Annotated in this window: 14 protein-coding genes; 13 read left to right on the top strand and 1 reads right to left on the bottom strand. The window is 39.1% G+C overall.

The window, feature by feature from the left end:
• Positions 1-31: 31 nt before the first annotated feature.
• The 10 genes from hemB (at position 32) to QR40_RS20440 (ending at position 9334) form a co-directional block, all read left to right on the top strand.
• Complete coding sequence (gene hemB / locus QR40_RS20485; protein WP_081999002.1) at positions 32-1015, top strand: porphobilinogen synthase; 984 nt, start codon at positions 32-34, stop codon at positions 1013-1015.
• Positions 1015-2292 carry a glutamate-1-semialdehyde 2,1-aminomutase gene (gene hemL / locus QR40_RS20480; protein ID WP_044296592.1) on the top strand — a complete coding sequence of 426 codons (1278 nt, stop codon included), beginning with the start codon at positions 1015-1017 and terminating at the stop codon, positions 2290-2292. The genes hemB and hemL overlap by 1 nt, the downstream gene beginning before the upstream one ends.
• Positions 2293-2352: 60 nt before the next feature.
• Positions 2353-2982, top strand: a complete 630-nt coding sequence (locus QR40_RS20475) for a TIGR01906 family membrane protein (RefSeq protein WP_044296591.1) — start codon at positions 2353-2355, stop codon at positions 2980-2982.
• 33 nt (positions 2983-3015) lie between these two features.
• Positions 3016-4032, top strand: a complete 1017-nt coding sequence (locus QR40_RS20470) for a nucleoid-associated protein (RefSeq protein WP_044296590.1) — start codon at positions 3016-3018, stop codon at positions 4030-4032.
• A 203-nt stretch (positions 4033-4235) separates the two neighbouring features.
• Positions 4236-4553, top strand: a complete 318-nt coding sequence (locus QR40_RS20465; RefSeq protein WP_027296959.1) for a PadR family transcriptional regulator — start codon at positions 4236-4238, stop codon at positions 4551-4553.
• Between the two features lie 2 nt (positions 4554-4555).
• Positions 4556-5428: a DUF1700 domain-containing protein gene (locus QR40_RS20460; protein ID WP_027296960.1), complete on the top strand. Its 873-nt coding sequence runs from the start codon at positions 4556-4558 to the stop codon at positions 5426-5428.
• A gap of 2 nt (positions 5429-5430) precedes the next feature.
• Positions 5431-6207: a DUF4097 family beta strand repeat-containing protein gene (locus tag QR40_RS30110; RefSeq protein ID WP_027296961.1), complete on the top strand. Its 777-nt coding sequence runs from the start codon at positions 5431-5433 to the stop codon at positions 6205-6207.
• 61 nt (positions 6208-6268) lie between these two features.
• On the top strand, positions 6269-6454 hold the full coding sequence (locus tag QR40_RS20450; RefSeq protein WP_027296962.1) for a PspC domain-containing protein: 186 nt from the start codon (positions 6269-6271) through the stop codon (positions 6452-6454).
• Positions 6455-6534: 80 nt separating this feature from the next.
• Positions 6535-6741, top strand: coding sequence for a small, acid-soluble spore protein, alpha/beta type (locus tag QR40_RS20445; protein ID WP_044296589.1), 207 nt, complete (start codon positions 6535-6537; stop codon positions 6739-6741).
• A 304-nt stretch (positions 6742-7045) separates the two neighbouring features.
• Positions 7046-9334, top strand: coding sequence for an alpha-L-rhamnosidase (locus QR40_RS20440; protein ID WP_052430968.1), 2289 nt, complete (start codon positions 7046-7048; stop codon positions 9332-9334).
• A 19-nt stretch (positions 9335-9353) separates the two neighbouring features.
• On the opposite strand, the gene QR40_RS20435 is transcribed toward QR40_RS20440, so the two are convergent.
• Positions 9354-10328: an AraC family transcriptional regulator gene (locus tag QR40_RS20435; protein ID WP_027296964.1), complete on the bottom strand. Its 975-nt coding sequence runs from the start codon at positions 10326-10328 to the stop codon at positions 9354-9356.
• A gap of 202 nt (positions 10329-10530) precedes the next feature.
• Between QR40_RS20435 and QR40_RS20430 the strand changes: the two genes are divergently transcribed.
• From QR40_RS20430 to QR40_RS20420, 3 genes are all read left to right on the top strand, one after another.
• A complete protein-coding gene (locus tag QR40_RS20430) occupies positions 10531-11889 on the top strand; it encodes an MFS transporter (protein ID WP_044296588.1) in 1359 nt (452 codons plus the stop codon).
• 156 nt (positions 11890-12045) lie between these two features.
• Positions 12046-13023, top strand: coding sequence for a DNA polymerase III subunit delta (holA, locus tag QR40_RS20425; protein WP_027296966.1), 978 nt, complete (start codon positions 12046-12048; stop codon positions 13021-13023).
• Between the two features lie 450 nt (positions 13024-13473).
• The coding region (locus QR40_RS20420; RefSeq protein ID WP_044296587.1) for a transposase at positions 13474-13695 on the top strand (222 nt) is incomplete at its 3' end.

Genomic DNA, 13695 nt, shown 5'->3' with positions numbered 1-13695 from the left:
TATTTATAAATCAGAAAGAAGAGATTATAAAATGGATATGTTAATCAGGCCAAGAAGAATCAGAGGAAATGAAGTATTAAGAAAGATGGTGCGCGAAACCAGGATGGATAAATCATCCTTGGTTTATCCGATCTTTATACGGGAAGGGGAACAGATAGAAGAAGAAATTCCCTCCATGGAAGGACAGTATCGCTATAGTGTGGACCGTATGAATTTTCAACTGGAACGATTGAATAATGCCGGGGTAAAAAGTGTGATGTTCTTTGGCATCCCGGATGAAAAAGATGAAGTGGGAAGTGGAGCCTATGATGAAAATGGGATTGTGCAGAGGGCGCTGCGGGAAGCCAGGAAAAACTTTCCTGATATGTATCTGATCACAGATGTCTGTATGTGTGAATATACTTCCCATGGCCACTGCGGTGTTCTCCGGGGGCAGGATGTGGATAACGATGCAACGCTTAAGCTTTTGGCAGATACAGCGCTGTCCCATGTTGAAGCAGGAGCCGATATGGTAGCGCCTTCAGACATGATGGATGGAAGGGTGCGTGCCATACGTGAAATGCTGGATCGAGCCGGGCACCTGAATACCCCCATAATGTCATATGCGGTAAAGTATGCCTCTGCATTTTATGGGCCGTTCCGGGATGCAGCCGGTTCTGCTCCATCTTTTGGTGACCGCAAAACATACCAGATGGATTTCCATAACCGGAAAGAAGGAATCAAGGAAGCGCTTCTGGATATAGAGGAAGGTGCGGATATTATTATGGTAAAACCTGCAATGTCTTATCTGGACATGATATCGGAAGTTTCTAAAATAGTGAATGTACCGGTAGCAAGTTACAGTGTCAGCGGGGAGTATGCAATGGTAAAGGCTGCTGCTAAAATGGGATTTATCGATGAAGAAAAGATTATCCAGGAGATGGCAGTCAGCGCGTATCGTGCAGGAAGTGATATTTATATTACATATTTTGCTAAGGAACTGGCGAAAATGATGGATGAAGGGAGAATAGGCTAATGACAAAATCAGAATCTCTTTTTAATGAAGCCGTAAATTTTATTCCGGGCGGAGTGAACAGCCCTGTGCGGGCATTCGGTTCTATCGGGGAGGCACCACGATTTATTGAGCGTGCAGACGGTGCATATATGACAGATGTAGATGGCAACAAGTATCTGGATTACGTTTGTTCCTGGGGACCAATGATCCTGGGACATAATCACCCGGAAATTCTGAAAAGTGTTCTGGATGCCTGTAAGGATGGTTTGAGTTTTGGTGCTGCAACCCGCAAGGAAGTAGAAATGGCAGAACTGATCTGCGAGATTGTGCCTTCGATTGAAATGGTGCGTATGGTAAACTCGGGGACAGAAGCCGTAATGAGTACAGTTCGTACAGCAAGAGGATACACCGGCCGAAATAAAATTGTAAAGTTTATGGGATGCTATCATGGACATTCTGATGCTATGCTGGTAAAAGCAGGATCCGGGGTCATGACAAGCGGTGTTCCGGACAGTGCGGGTGTTCCGGCAGGATGCACGGAAGATACTCTTTCTGCAATTTATAATGATTTGGAAAGCGTAAATGCTTTATTCCAGGAGATGGGTAAAGATATTGCTGCTATCATTGTGGAACCGGTAGGAGCCAATATGGGCGTTGTACCCCCATCAGAAGGATTTCTTAAAGGCCTTCGCGAACTGTGTGATAAATATGGCAGCCTTTTGATTTTTGATGAAGTCATCACCGGTTTCCGTCTTGCGCTGGATGGGGCACAGGGATTCTTCGGGGTAAAGCCGGATCTGACAACATTTGGAAAAATCATAGGTGCCGGTATGCCGGTTGGAGCATATGGCGGAAGAAAAGAAATTATGGAAATGGTTTCACCTGTAGGAGCTGTCTATCAGGCGGGAACATTGAGCGGAAATCCGGTGGCAATGGCAGCAGGACTGGCACAGCTTCACATCTTAAAGGATCATCCGGAAATTTATACGAATTTAAATGCCATGGGTGATTGGTTCTATGCAGAAATTGACAATATATTAAAAGAAACCAATGCAAACTGTACGATCAATCACGTAGGTTCGCTTGGATGTGTATTTTTTACAGAGAATCCGGTAGATAATTATGCTTCTGCTAAAACATCGGATACGGCAGAATTTGCCCGTTATTGTAAATATATGATGGGGCATGGTATTTATCTTGCACCTTCACAGTTTGAAGCAATGTTTTTATCAGCGGCTCATACAAAGCCTGAGTTAGAACAGACACTGGAGATTATCAAAGCTTATTTTGCAGGATAGTGCTGCATTTTCAGACACGATTTGATATAGAAAAACGCGTGCTGGAGGAAAGAAGATAATATGAAAAAAACCGTAAGCAACTGGGTACTGGCATTGATTTATATGTTATTTATTATCTCTTGTTCGGTAATACTGACATTGAATTTCAGGCCATTGTATTATTTTGACATTGACCATCTGAATATCAGCGAGATGTCAGGCTTACCAAAAGAGGAAATAAAGGAAAATTACGATGCATTGATCGATTATAATGTCCTGCCTGGAAAAAGTGAGCTGAATTTCCCAACCCTGGCAATGTCTGAACCCGGAAGGATTCATTTTGTAGAAGTAAAACGAATCTTCGTAGCTTTTGAAGTTATCGGGATCGTAGCCCTGATTTTGGGAATTGCCGGCACTATATGGAAACGTAAAAGAAAAGAATTCGGTTTCCTGAAAATTGCCGGAATCCTTACAGTTGCGGTGCCGGCTGTACTTGGAATATTTATTGCAGCAAATTGGGATAAGGCATTTGTGACGTTTCACCACATCTTTTTTAACAATGACTATTGGATATTCGATCCGGTTAAAGATCCGGTAATTACAATTTTACCGGATACTTTTTTCCTTCATTGTGCAGTTATGATTCTCGGGGGTGTGGTACTTGGTGCCTTAATCAGCGCTTTCTGCTATCGTAAATCCCGTAAGTTATAAAGCTATTATCGAAATAAAAAACAGGAGTGTATTATGGAAAAAGAAGATATCCGGATAACGAATGCGATTGTTCATATTATGGATTCTACCATTGGAATGCCGGTTTTATCAGATGCAGTACTGGATCATGGATCCGATCTGGGTGATTTTTTGAGAAGCCATATCCATCGTATTATAACCGGAGATGAAATTAAAAACTGTAGTTTTATGAAAGATGAATCAAAAGTATATGAACTTTTAAAAGAATGGGACGACGAGAATTTCGTCTTAATCTCCCAGGAGATCGGAAAGCTTTTATATACGATTATGAATCAGAATATTGAAATTCCACCAGCTGACTTGATGGTGGTTACATATACAATAGAGCAGCACCCATATCTGGCGCTGTTGAAAATGAATTATAAAACCTCTTATACCCATATGACAAACGAAGATCCCTGGGGTAATAATAATGATATTATCAAACAAAAGGCAATTCTTCCGGGGGAAACACAAAAGCTCACAGAAGCAGCAGTCATCAATATGGAGGACTTTGCTATTTCTTTAATTGAAAAGAAATACGACGTTAATGGAGTGAAAACCAATTATTTTTCTTCTTTGTTTCTGGGGTGTAAAGGAACATTATCTTCCAAAACTAAGCTGGCGATAGTGGCAAGGGTGGTTGAGGATGTTCAGAAGAAATATTACAATGAATCCGAACAATTTGAAGTCCAGATGGAGACAAAGAGTATCATCAACCAGGAACTGGCGGAAAAAGGCAGCCTGGATATTCCGGTGGTAATGGATAAGATTTTTAAGGAGAAAGCCGAATTAAAAGAAGAAGTGCAGGAAAAGATGGAGAAGTATAATCTAACCAGCGAACCGGTTGCTCCCCAAAATCCAAATACTACTAAAAAATTTGGAAAGCAGCATCTCATGACCGATACCGGGATTGAAATTAAGATTCCAATGGAAGAGTATAATAATAAAAATGCTGTTGAGTTTATTACAAATCCGGATGGGAGTATTTCGGTTTTGATTAAGAATATTGGGAGTATTACAAGTAAATAGAGGTAAAATATCCACGAATGTTCCGCGTTTTGGGCATTTGTGGATTTTTTTATTTTTTTTAAAAATAGTTATTGACAAACCAATATTATATGTCATATAATATAGTCACAAAGCAATACTATACACCATATAGTATTGAGATAAAAATAATATAAGAACTTAAATAGTATTGTTTATCAAATAACAACGAAGGAGTTGATGGCATGGTATTTAACACAGGCGCGGCCCTGCTGGATGCAATCGTACTTGCTGTTGTATCAAAGGAACCGGAAGGAACATATGGATACCGAATTACCCAGGATGTGCGAAGTGCTCTGGATGTTTCGGAATCAACTTTATACCCGGTACTTAGACGACTGCAAAAAGATGATTGTCTGGAAGTATATGATATGGAATGCGGAGGAAGAAACAGACGGTATTACAAAATCACAGAAAAAGGTACCGTACAGCTGAATCTGTATAAGACAGAATGGAAGCAATATTCTTCAAATATTACGAAGATATTTACAGGGAGGGCATAGGAATGAATCGCGAAGAGTATATGAAACAATTAGAATACTTGCTGCAGGATGTACCTGACAGTGAGAGAGAAGAGGCTCTTGCGTATTACCAGGATTATTTTGAGGATGCAGGAGAGTCGGAAGAAGTAAATGTAATTGCTACTCTGGGCAGTCCGGAAAAGGTAGCAGCAATGATTAAAGACGGGTTAAACGGATCAGATGATGAAGCAGGTGAATACACGGAAAGCGGCTATCAGGATGACCGTTTTCGTGAAAATAATAAGGTGCCGGAACCCAGAGGCGGATATCAAAAAGATGAGCAGGAAACCCAGTCCGGAGATAGCGGATATCAGAGCAGTAACGGATATCAGAGTGGCAGCAGTTATCAGAACAGCGGCGGATATCAGAGCAGCAATTCTCAGAATGGAACAGGATATAACAGACAGAGTTATGACCGCCAGTCCTATGGTGGAAGTACACAGGGCTACGGATATGAGGATGAACGCGGAAAAGAGCAAAAAGGATTTGGTACAGGTAAGATTATATTGATTGTGCTGCTTTGTATATTTGCAGTGCCGGTTGGGATACCGATTCTGGCAGCAGGGTTTGGACTGGTAATGGGAATTTTAGGAGTTCTGTTTGGTGTAGGTGTAGCAGTAATTGCTGGAACCTTCGCATGTTTTGTAACCGGTGTGGTATTAGTGGGAGTTGGTATTGCAAAAATGTTTGTAGCGCCGCCTATCGGTTTTCTGCTTGGAGGACTCGGATTACTTGCTCTGGCAGTTGGATTGCTTTTACTGCTGCTGGCTTTCTGGGTAGTTGGAAGAGTGGTACCCTGGATGCTTCGTGGAATAACAAGTCTCTGCGGCAGATTATTTAGAAGGAGGAGAGGTTAATTATGAAAACATTTACAAAGGTCTGCTTAATTATCAGCGGAGTATTAGCAGCACTGGGCCTGGCATTTTGCATCGTGGCAGTAAGCCTGGGAGTAAGTTTCAGTGATCTGAGCAATGTATCTTTTCCTTCTAAATACGGATGGGGATGGAATTCTTCAAATCATAATTTTTTCTGGGGCGATAAAGGCAATCAGAAAGTAAAGGATATGGACGAAACTTTTCGGGATATCGATAAACTTAAGATTGACATCGGCGTTGTGGATATGGTAGTAGAATCATATGATGGAGATGAATTCCAGTTAGAAGCCAGAAACGTGCCGGAAGGGTTTCAGTGTAAAAAAGAAGGAAGCACGCTGGTAATTAAGGAAGAAAGTAATCATTCCTTTAACATAGGGGCAAATTTCGAGACGGCAGAAGTGACGCTTCGGATTCCCAATAAGAGTGTATTCAAGGAAGCGGATTTTGAAGTGGGAGTTGGACGTTTAGAGGTATCTGATTTTGAAGGTAAAAAAGTTTCCATTGACTGTGGAGTTGGCAGTATGTCATTAGACGGGACAATAACAGGTGATGCCGATCTGAATTGCGGTGTAGGCAGAATCAGTATGAACCTGACCGGAAAAGCAGAAGATTTTGATTATGATATTGACTGTGGCATTGGTAATGTCAATATAGATGGTGAAAGCTATTCCACATTAGACAATGATAAAAAGATTGACAATGGCGCAGATAAAGAAATGAAGATTGAATGTGGTGTTGGAAGCATAGAGGTTAATTATTAATATATGAAAGAACAGATTAGCGCATAATAATAAATATTGTTAATATAAGGAGGAATTCAGTATGGAACCCAGAAAATTATATAAATCAAAAGGTAATCGTTGGATTTGCGGCGTATGTGGCGGAATCGGAGAATATTTTAAAGTAGATCCAACAATCATCCGTTTGCTGATGGTATTGCTTGGATGTACAACTACAGGAATTATAATTTACATTGTTGCAGCCATTATTATACCGGATGAATATTAAAAAGTTAATGAAAAGAATTGAATAAAAGTAATGAAACAGGCCATACTCCTGATAAAACAGAAAGGGGTATGGCTTAATTTATGTCAAAGAAAAAAGAAAAACCAATTGAGTTAGATAACTTGACGCCAGAGGAAGAATTAAAATATGAAATTGCAGAGGAACTTGGATTATTGGATAAGGTATTAGAATCCGGGTGGAAGACCTTATCAGCAAAAGAAACCGGACGCATCGGAGGATTAATGACGAAGCGGAAAAGGGAACTGAAAAAGGAAGCATTGCAAGGGTAGGGGAAATTCCCCTGCTCTTTTTCACGTTCCATATCCCGCCCAAAGGTAAGGAGGACGCAAATAAAGCCAGTAGTAAAGCTTTCGGACATGTTAAGTGTGAAAACCATGCGCAGGACGACATCCCTGCCAGAAAGGAACAGGCAGATAAGGAGGGAATGGTCCAAAATAAAAGCACAAAAGTTATAAAAATAGGCGAAAATGAAACAGTATGCTCCGTGAATATATTGTATAATGCAATCAAATGGGTGGATAAATTTACAAAATGAGCCTTCAGGATTGAAATAAAAATGAAGGGAAAATATTTATGAAATCATGGAATAAGATGTTTCTGGAACCAGAACTGTTGATTTCTACAGAAGAGCGGCAAAATGCTTCTTATGTACGAAAATGTTTTATGTTAGAGAAGAGTGTGCAAAAAGCAGTGCTATATACAACCGCTTGTGGAGTGTATAAGGCATTCTTGAACGGAAAAGAAGTAGACAATCAGATATTGCTGCCCGGACTGACAGATTACTCAAAAAGATTGCAATATCAAAAGTATGATGTGACGGAGCAGCTACAATTAGGTAAAAATGTGATTTGTGCAGAAATAGGAGATGGCTGGTATCGAGGTCGCGTGGGTTTGGCAGAGAAGATCTACTATTATGGCAAAAAAATTAAATTTTTTTGTTTTCTGCAGATTGAGTATAAGGATGGAACAAAACAGGAAATAAAGTCAGACTGTAGTTGGAAAGCAACGCAGGATGGTCCGATACGTAAAAACGATCTGAAAACAGGTGAGGAATATGATGCAACACGGGAAATGCATAATTGGAAAGATATAGATTATGATGACAGCTTATGGCATGGAGTCTGTTGTGGAGAATACAACGGAGAATTAGTTCCGTCCGAAGGTGAACGTGTGTTGGAACAGGAACATTTTTGGCCGACAGTTATTCAGACACCGGATGGAAATACGGTTTTGGACTTTGGACAAAATCTTTCAGGATATGTAAAATTCAAGGTGAAAGGACCTGAAAATCATAAGGTACGTTTGGTTCATGGAGAGACGCTTGATGAAAATGGCAATTTCACATTAAAAAATCTTGAGCCGGAAGGGTCAGATGAAATGGACCAGCCTTTTGGACAAATGATTGATTATAAATTAAAAGAAGGATATCAGGAATATAAGCCTACATTTGCACATTGTGGTTTTCAATACGTAAAGCTTGAAAATTGGCCGGAAGAAGTAAAGGCCGAAAATTTTGAAGCGATTGCAGTTTATTCAGATATTCGTGTGAATGGTGAATTTGAATGTTCAAATGAATGGATTAATAGACTGGTAGAAAATGTAAAATGGAGTCAAAGGAGCAATTTTGTTGATATTCCAACAGATTGTCCTACGAGAGAGAGAACCGGATGGACCGGAGACATTTCTATATTTGGAGAAAGTGCGTGTTATTTATCTGATCCGAAGAAATTTATACTGAAATGGCTAGAAGACGTGAGGCTGGAGCAAAGAGAAGATGGCGCTGTCTCATATATGGTTCCAGACTTTGGATTAATGGATGAGGCGTATGGCTCAGCAGGCTGGCAGGATGTCATCTACACATTACCTTGGACTTTATATCAGTTTTATGGTGAAAAAGAGATTTTGGAAAAGTATTATGATTCCATCAGATGCTTAGTGGACTTTAACCAAAAGAGAGCGCTTGAAATTCATGATGCTAATAAAAATAGAACCGAAAGACATCGCAAATTTATCATCGACACAGGATTTCATTTTGGAGAATGGCTTGAACCGGGAAGTGTTATGATTGAGGATGTGAAGACTGCAATTGAACATCCGGATGAAGAGGTTGCAACGGCATATTTTGGATATTCAGCGAAAATATTGTCGAAGATTGCAGGCATACTTCATAAAGAAGATGACGAGAGAAAATATGATGAGCTATATAGAAATATATGTGAGGCTTATCAAAAAGAATTTCTGAAGAATGGGCATGTAGTTTCTGATAGACAGTGCCGTTTTGTAAGACCGGTTGCATTGGATCTTGTGACAGAAAGTGAAAAAAGAACCATCGTAAAAGATCTAAATAAAAAAATAATTGCAAATGAATACAAAATCGGAACAGGCTTTCTGACGACGGCAAGCATACTTCCTATTTTGACAGAATACGGGTATATAGAGACTGCATACAAAATGCTGGAAAATACAAAACAACCGGGTTGGCTGTACGCAGTTACAAAAGGCGCAACAACGATATGGGAAAACTGGATCGGAAAAGATGAAAAAAATGTACCGAGAGATTCCATGAATCATTATGCACCGGGTAGTGTCGTAGCGTGGTTATTTAATACAGTAGCAGGAATTAAACCATTAAAGCCGGGATTTGAACTAATTAAAATTAAGCCACTTCCGGGAGGCAGTCTGCAGTTTGCAAATGCCAGTATCCAGACATGCAAGGGAAAAGTGGTATCTTCATGGAAAATTGAATCGGATAGATTTCTTCTTCATGTAGAAGTACCGGAAACTGCGCAGATTTATATGCCGGATGGCAGTGTTTGTGGAGTGTCAGCAGGAAAGCATGATTTTTCCTGCGCATACCAATAGTTATTATATCAATTAGTTTTTATATCAAATAGTTATTTCTGAATTTAAGAGGGGTTATCCCCTCTTTTTGTTTGAAAATCTGAATAAAATGTGATTCGTCATGAAAACCAACACGATAACCGATTTCACTGATTGCCAGATTCGTTCCGTTTAATAGAATTTTTGCCTGATGAATTCTATATTGCAGCAGATATTCTTTTGGTGAAAATCCCATATATCTTTTGAATTCTCTGGAAAAATGCGATCGACTGAAACCAAAATCAGAACTAAGCTGTTCAAATTGAATATTTTCGCCATAGTTTTCTTTAATATATTCTACAATATTTTTCATAATATCAGACTGCACCTTTTTCTGTTCCATAAAAGACAGATCTGAATTCAAAAGATCCGTGAGCAAAAGTGTAAAAAGACAGGAGGTCTGATATTCAGCGTAGGGTACAATTTTATTTATAGATTTTAAAATATTTGACTGATACAATTCAAAGTTAGGACAGGAGACAGATGAAAACTTCACATTATCGTTCTGTATAAAGTGTTCAAAGAAGTTATTTGCCTGTGGTCCGTTAAAATGAAATACAGTAGTTTTCCAGCTTTTCCCATGTGTTTTGTAATGATGTGGAAGAGTACAGTCTATAAAAAATCCCTCCCCCTTTTTTAATATGTATTTTCTGTTTTTATATTCCAGAAATCCTTCGCCATCTAACGTGTAGCAGATTTCGTATGAATTTACATTTTTTCTTTTGGTGTAATAGTTTTCATCCATGTCAAAAATGGCAAAGAATTCAGGGTAAAATAAATTTGTCCGTGCATTCTGGCTACATAAAAAAGGTGGATGAACATGAAATGAACCGGAAATAGCAAAATCGGCACTACAGAAGTCTTCTAAATACAGCGTGCCGGAATCTTCTGCTGTGTTTGATGCGGTATAAAAATCTTTGGCACAGCGATAGACAGTCTGTGTTTGATGAGATTCTAAAGATGAATAATCGTACATAATTTCCTCCATAGCACAAATGTTATATAAAATGAAGCATTTTTGATAATTATATTTTGGGAACATGTTATAGTTATAGTAATCCAAAAAGCTCATAAAGTAAAGAAATAAAGAATACTAGACCTTGGAAAATTTATCTCACACCCATTGAAATAAAGAAAAAGGTAAAAGTAAATAAGTTATATTAAGGAAGGGAAAAACAATGAACAATAAGATAAAAAAGTATCAGGTATTAACTTATGGTATGGGCAGTTTGGGAAAAGATTTGGCAGGAGGATTGATTTCAACATTTCTACTTGTGTTCTTCACGGATGTGTTTGGAATTTCAGCAGGCGTTGCCGGAATGATATTGATGTTGACACGAGTTTGGGATGCAGTAAATGATCCGATGATGGGAACAATCGTTGATCGGACCAATACGAAATTGGGTCGTTATAGACCTTATCTGTTGATTGTTCCAGTTTTTATGTGCATTTTTTATTGGCTTACATTTACAACCCCGTCATTTGACAGTATGACTGGGAAGATTGTATGGGCCACTGTTACATATACATTGGCAGGGATGGCATTCACGGCATACGATGTTCCTTTATGGGGAATGATTCCTGCTATTTCGAATGATCCAAACGAACGAAACAAATTGATAACATCACAGAGAACATTTACATTTATCGCTTATCTGCTGGTAGGTACATTTACCTATCCGTTAGTGGCAAAACTTGGTGGTGGTGTTGAACTTGCAAATACAAAATTAGGATATTCAAGACTTGCTTTAATTTTTGGGATAATAGGAATTATATTTGCTTGGATTACATTTGCAACAAATAAAGAAACGACAAATATTTCAAAGGAAAAGACTTCTATCAAAGAAATGTTTGGAATACTGAAGGCTAATAAGCATGTACAGTTATTGCTCGTAGCAAGTTTCTGCACTTACTTAACAACATACATCATCAGTTCTGTAAATGTATATTATTTGACGTATTATCTGGGAAAACCGAATCTAATTTCAGTATTGATGTTCGTATCGATGGGAGCAACGGTTGTAGGTATGTTCTTCGCAGTTGGATTTGCAAAACATTTTGGCAGAATGAAAGCAACAGTTGCTAGTATTATTATTGGTGTTGTAGCAAGCTTATTAATGCTGTTATTAGGAAAAAACTTAATTATTTTAATGATTTTATTGGTTGTTTACGGTATTGTAATCAGTATACCAACTGTAACATTGACAAGCATGATTGCAGATGCGGGTGATTATACAGAATGGAAGACGAATGTGAGAATTGATGGTGTTATTTTCTCGTTGAATTCTTTTGTAACAAAACTGGGTATGGCAATCGCCAGTGGATTTGCCGGGTTATTCTTATCATGTATCGGCTATGTGCCACAGGCGGAAACACAGTCAGCAGCAACACTAATGGGAATCAATATTATGCGATTTGCGTTTCCGGTTATTCCATTACTGATTTGTATCGTATTATTGAAAAAATATAAATTAGATGATGCAACGATGGATACGTGCCGTGCGGAGCTTTTAAGGAGAAGAGAAACAGAATTGTAGTGACTATGCAGATCATGAGATCTATATGCGGGAAGCAATCTATGAGCTGTGTAAGGGAAAGACATTCCCTGTTGTCAGAACAGAAAGAATAGTTGAATTCTATCTTCATTTCTTTTATAATAAGAAAATGATGAAAGTTAGGATGGTTACATATCTATGAAAAGTTTACTGGAAGATTTAAATAAAGGAGAATTTAAGAAGGCTTACCTTCTCTTTGGTGAAGAGACATACTTAAAGAATCTCTATAAGAATAAACTAAAGGATGCCCTGATACCGGAAGGGGATACGATGAATGTTACTTCTTATGAAGGAAAGAGCATTGATGTGCGGTCAGTGATAGATCAGGCTGAGACCATGCCTTTTTTTGCAGACAAGCGGTTTATATTAATTGAAAACAGCGGTTTCTTTAAAAATGCAAATGTTCAGATGGCAGAGTATATTCCTCAGATTCCGGAGTCAACCTGTATGGTATTTGTGGAAAATGAGGTTGATAAGCGGGGAAAGGTCTATAAGGCTGTTAAGAGTGCAGGAAGAGTAGTAGAGCTTGGAAGACAGGACGAGAAGACATTGACCAGATGGATCCTTGGTGCGCTTAAAAAAGAGCATAGAAATATTACAGAGGCTACCATGCATTTGTTTATGGAGAAAACCGGGACAGACATGGAGAATATTCAAAGGGAACTGGAAAAGCTGGTCTGTTATACCATGGGGCGTGATGTGATCACGGCAGAGGATGTTGAGACGATATGTACTACAAGGACGGTTAACAAGATATTTGACATGATTAATGCCATTGCGGAAAAGAGACAGAAAAAGGCTCTGGATTTATATTATGACCTGTTGGCTTTAAAAGAGCCGCCTATGAGAATATTATTTCTGATTACAAGACAGTTTAATTTGCTGATGCAGGTGAAAGAACTGCGAAATCAGGGATTTGATACCCAGGCATTAGCACCTAAGATAGGGCTTCAGAGTTTTATTGCCAGAAATTATGTGCGGCAGGCTGAATCCTTTACACTGGATCGGCTGAAAGAGGCAGTAAATGATTGTGTGGAGGCGGAAGAGGCGGTTAAGACAGGGCAGATGAATGATGTTATGAGTGTAGAACTGCTGATTGTGAAATACAGCCATTAGTACTGCTGCGCACTAGTTTAGTTTAAATTGGGGTTTTGCTGAGTAAGGGGGACGCTTTGTAGATTGAAGTAGTGTGCGGAAAGAGAAGGGGGCGGACCATGGCAGGCGTTTGGAAGGCTTACCGCAGAACTGGCATTTTCTAACCTTCCCGGAGCCCTTTTTGGCGGCACGCGGGCATTCGCTCCGAAATCCTGATGCATTTCGCAGCTCACTGCCCGCTTAGTATTCGATGGGAGCCAGTCGAATACTATCCGCCAAAAAACACTCCGGCAAGGTAAGTAAATGCTCAGATCTGCTATACGCCTTCCAAACGCCTGCCATGGTCCACCCCCTTCTCTTTCCGGGATGCAGTTTATTGATACAAAGCTGGTTTTCTCGAGGGCACTGAAAAAGTAGATATTACCGTCTATTTTTGATATAATGTATGTATCAAATAAAGGCGGTGTTTTTATGGTAGATCAACAACAAAAATTAGTATTAAGTTCCTACATGAAAATATATGAATTGGTGGTTCCCAGGAATAATCTTCTCCGACAGATAAAAGAACTCGTAAACTTCGGATTTATTTATGAAGAGTTAATTGATAAATATTGTCTTGATAACGGACGTAATGCAGTTCCACCTATCCGCATGTTTAAATATCTGCTGTTAAAAGCAATTTATGATCTATCG

Source organism: Robinsoniella peoriensis, assembly GCF_000797495.1.
Taxonomy (GTDB): Bacteria; Bacillota; Clostridia; order Lachnospirales; family Lachnospiraceae; genus Robinsoniella; species Robinsoniella peoriensis.
The sequence above is the reverse complement of the archived record's forward strand: the minus strand, read 5'-3'. Positions and strand labels throughout refer to the sequence as shown.

Coding starts and splice junctions, on each gene's coding strand:
- QR40_RS20475 (WP_044296591.1), top strand. CDS start 2,353: ATGAAAAAAACCGTAAGCAACTGGGTACTGGCATTGATTTATATGTTA.
- QR40_RS20445 (WP_044296589.1), top strand. CDS start 6,535: ATGTCAAAGAAAAAAGAAAAACCAATTGAGTTAGATAACTTGACGCCA.
- QR40_RS20450 (WP_027296962.1), top strand. CDS start 6,269: ATGGAACCCAGAAAATTATATAAATCAAAAGGTAATCGTTGGATTTGC.
- hemB (WP_081999002.1), top strand. CDS start 32: ATGGATATGTTAATCAGGCCAAGAAGAATCAGAGGAAATGAAGTATTA.
- QR40_RS20460 (WP_027296960.1), top strand. CDS start 4,556: ATGAATCGCGAAGAGTATATGAAACAATTAGAATACTTGCTGCAGGAT.
- hemL (WP_044296592.1), top strand. CDS start 1,015: ATGACAAAATCAGAATCTCTTTTTAATGAAGCCGTAAATTTTATTCCG.
- QR40_RS20465 (WP_027296959.1), top strand. CDS start 4,236: ATGGTATTTAACACAGGCGCGGCCCTGCTGGATGCAATCGTACTTGCT.
- holA (WP_027296966.1), top strand. CDS start 12,046: ATGAAAAGTTTACTGGAAGATTTAAATAAAGGAGAATTTAAGAAGGCT.
- QR40_RS20430 (WP_044296588.1), top strand. CDS start 10,531: ATGAACAATAAGATAAAAAAGTATCAGGTATTAACTTATGGTATGGGC.
- QR40_RS20440 (WP_052430968.1), top strand. CDS start 7,046: ATGAAATCATGGAATAAGATGTTTCTGGAACCAGAACTGTTGATTTCT.
- QR40_RS20470 (WP_044296590.1), top strand. CDS start 3,016: ATGGAAAAAGAAGATATCCGGATAACGAATGCGATTGTTCATATTATG.
- QR40_RS30110 (WP_027296961.1), top strand. CDS start 5,431: ATGAAAACATTTACAAAGGTCTGCTTAATTATCAGCGGAGTATTAGCA.
- QR40_RS20435 (WP_027296964.1), bottom strand. CDS start 10,328: ATGTACGATTATTCATCTTTAGAATCTCATCAAACACAGACTGTCTAT.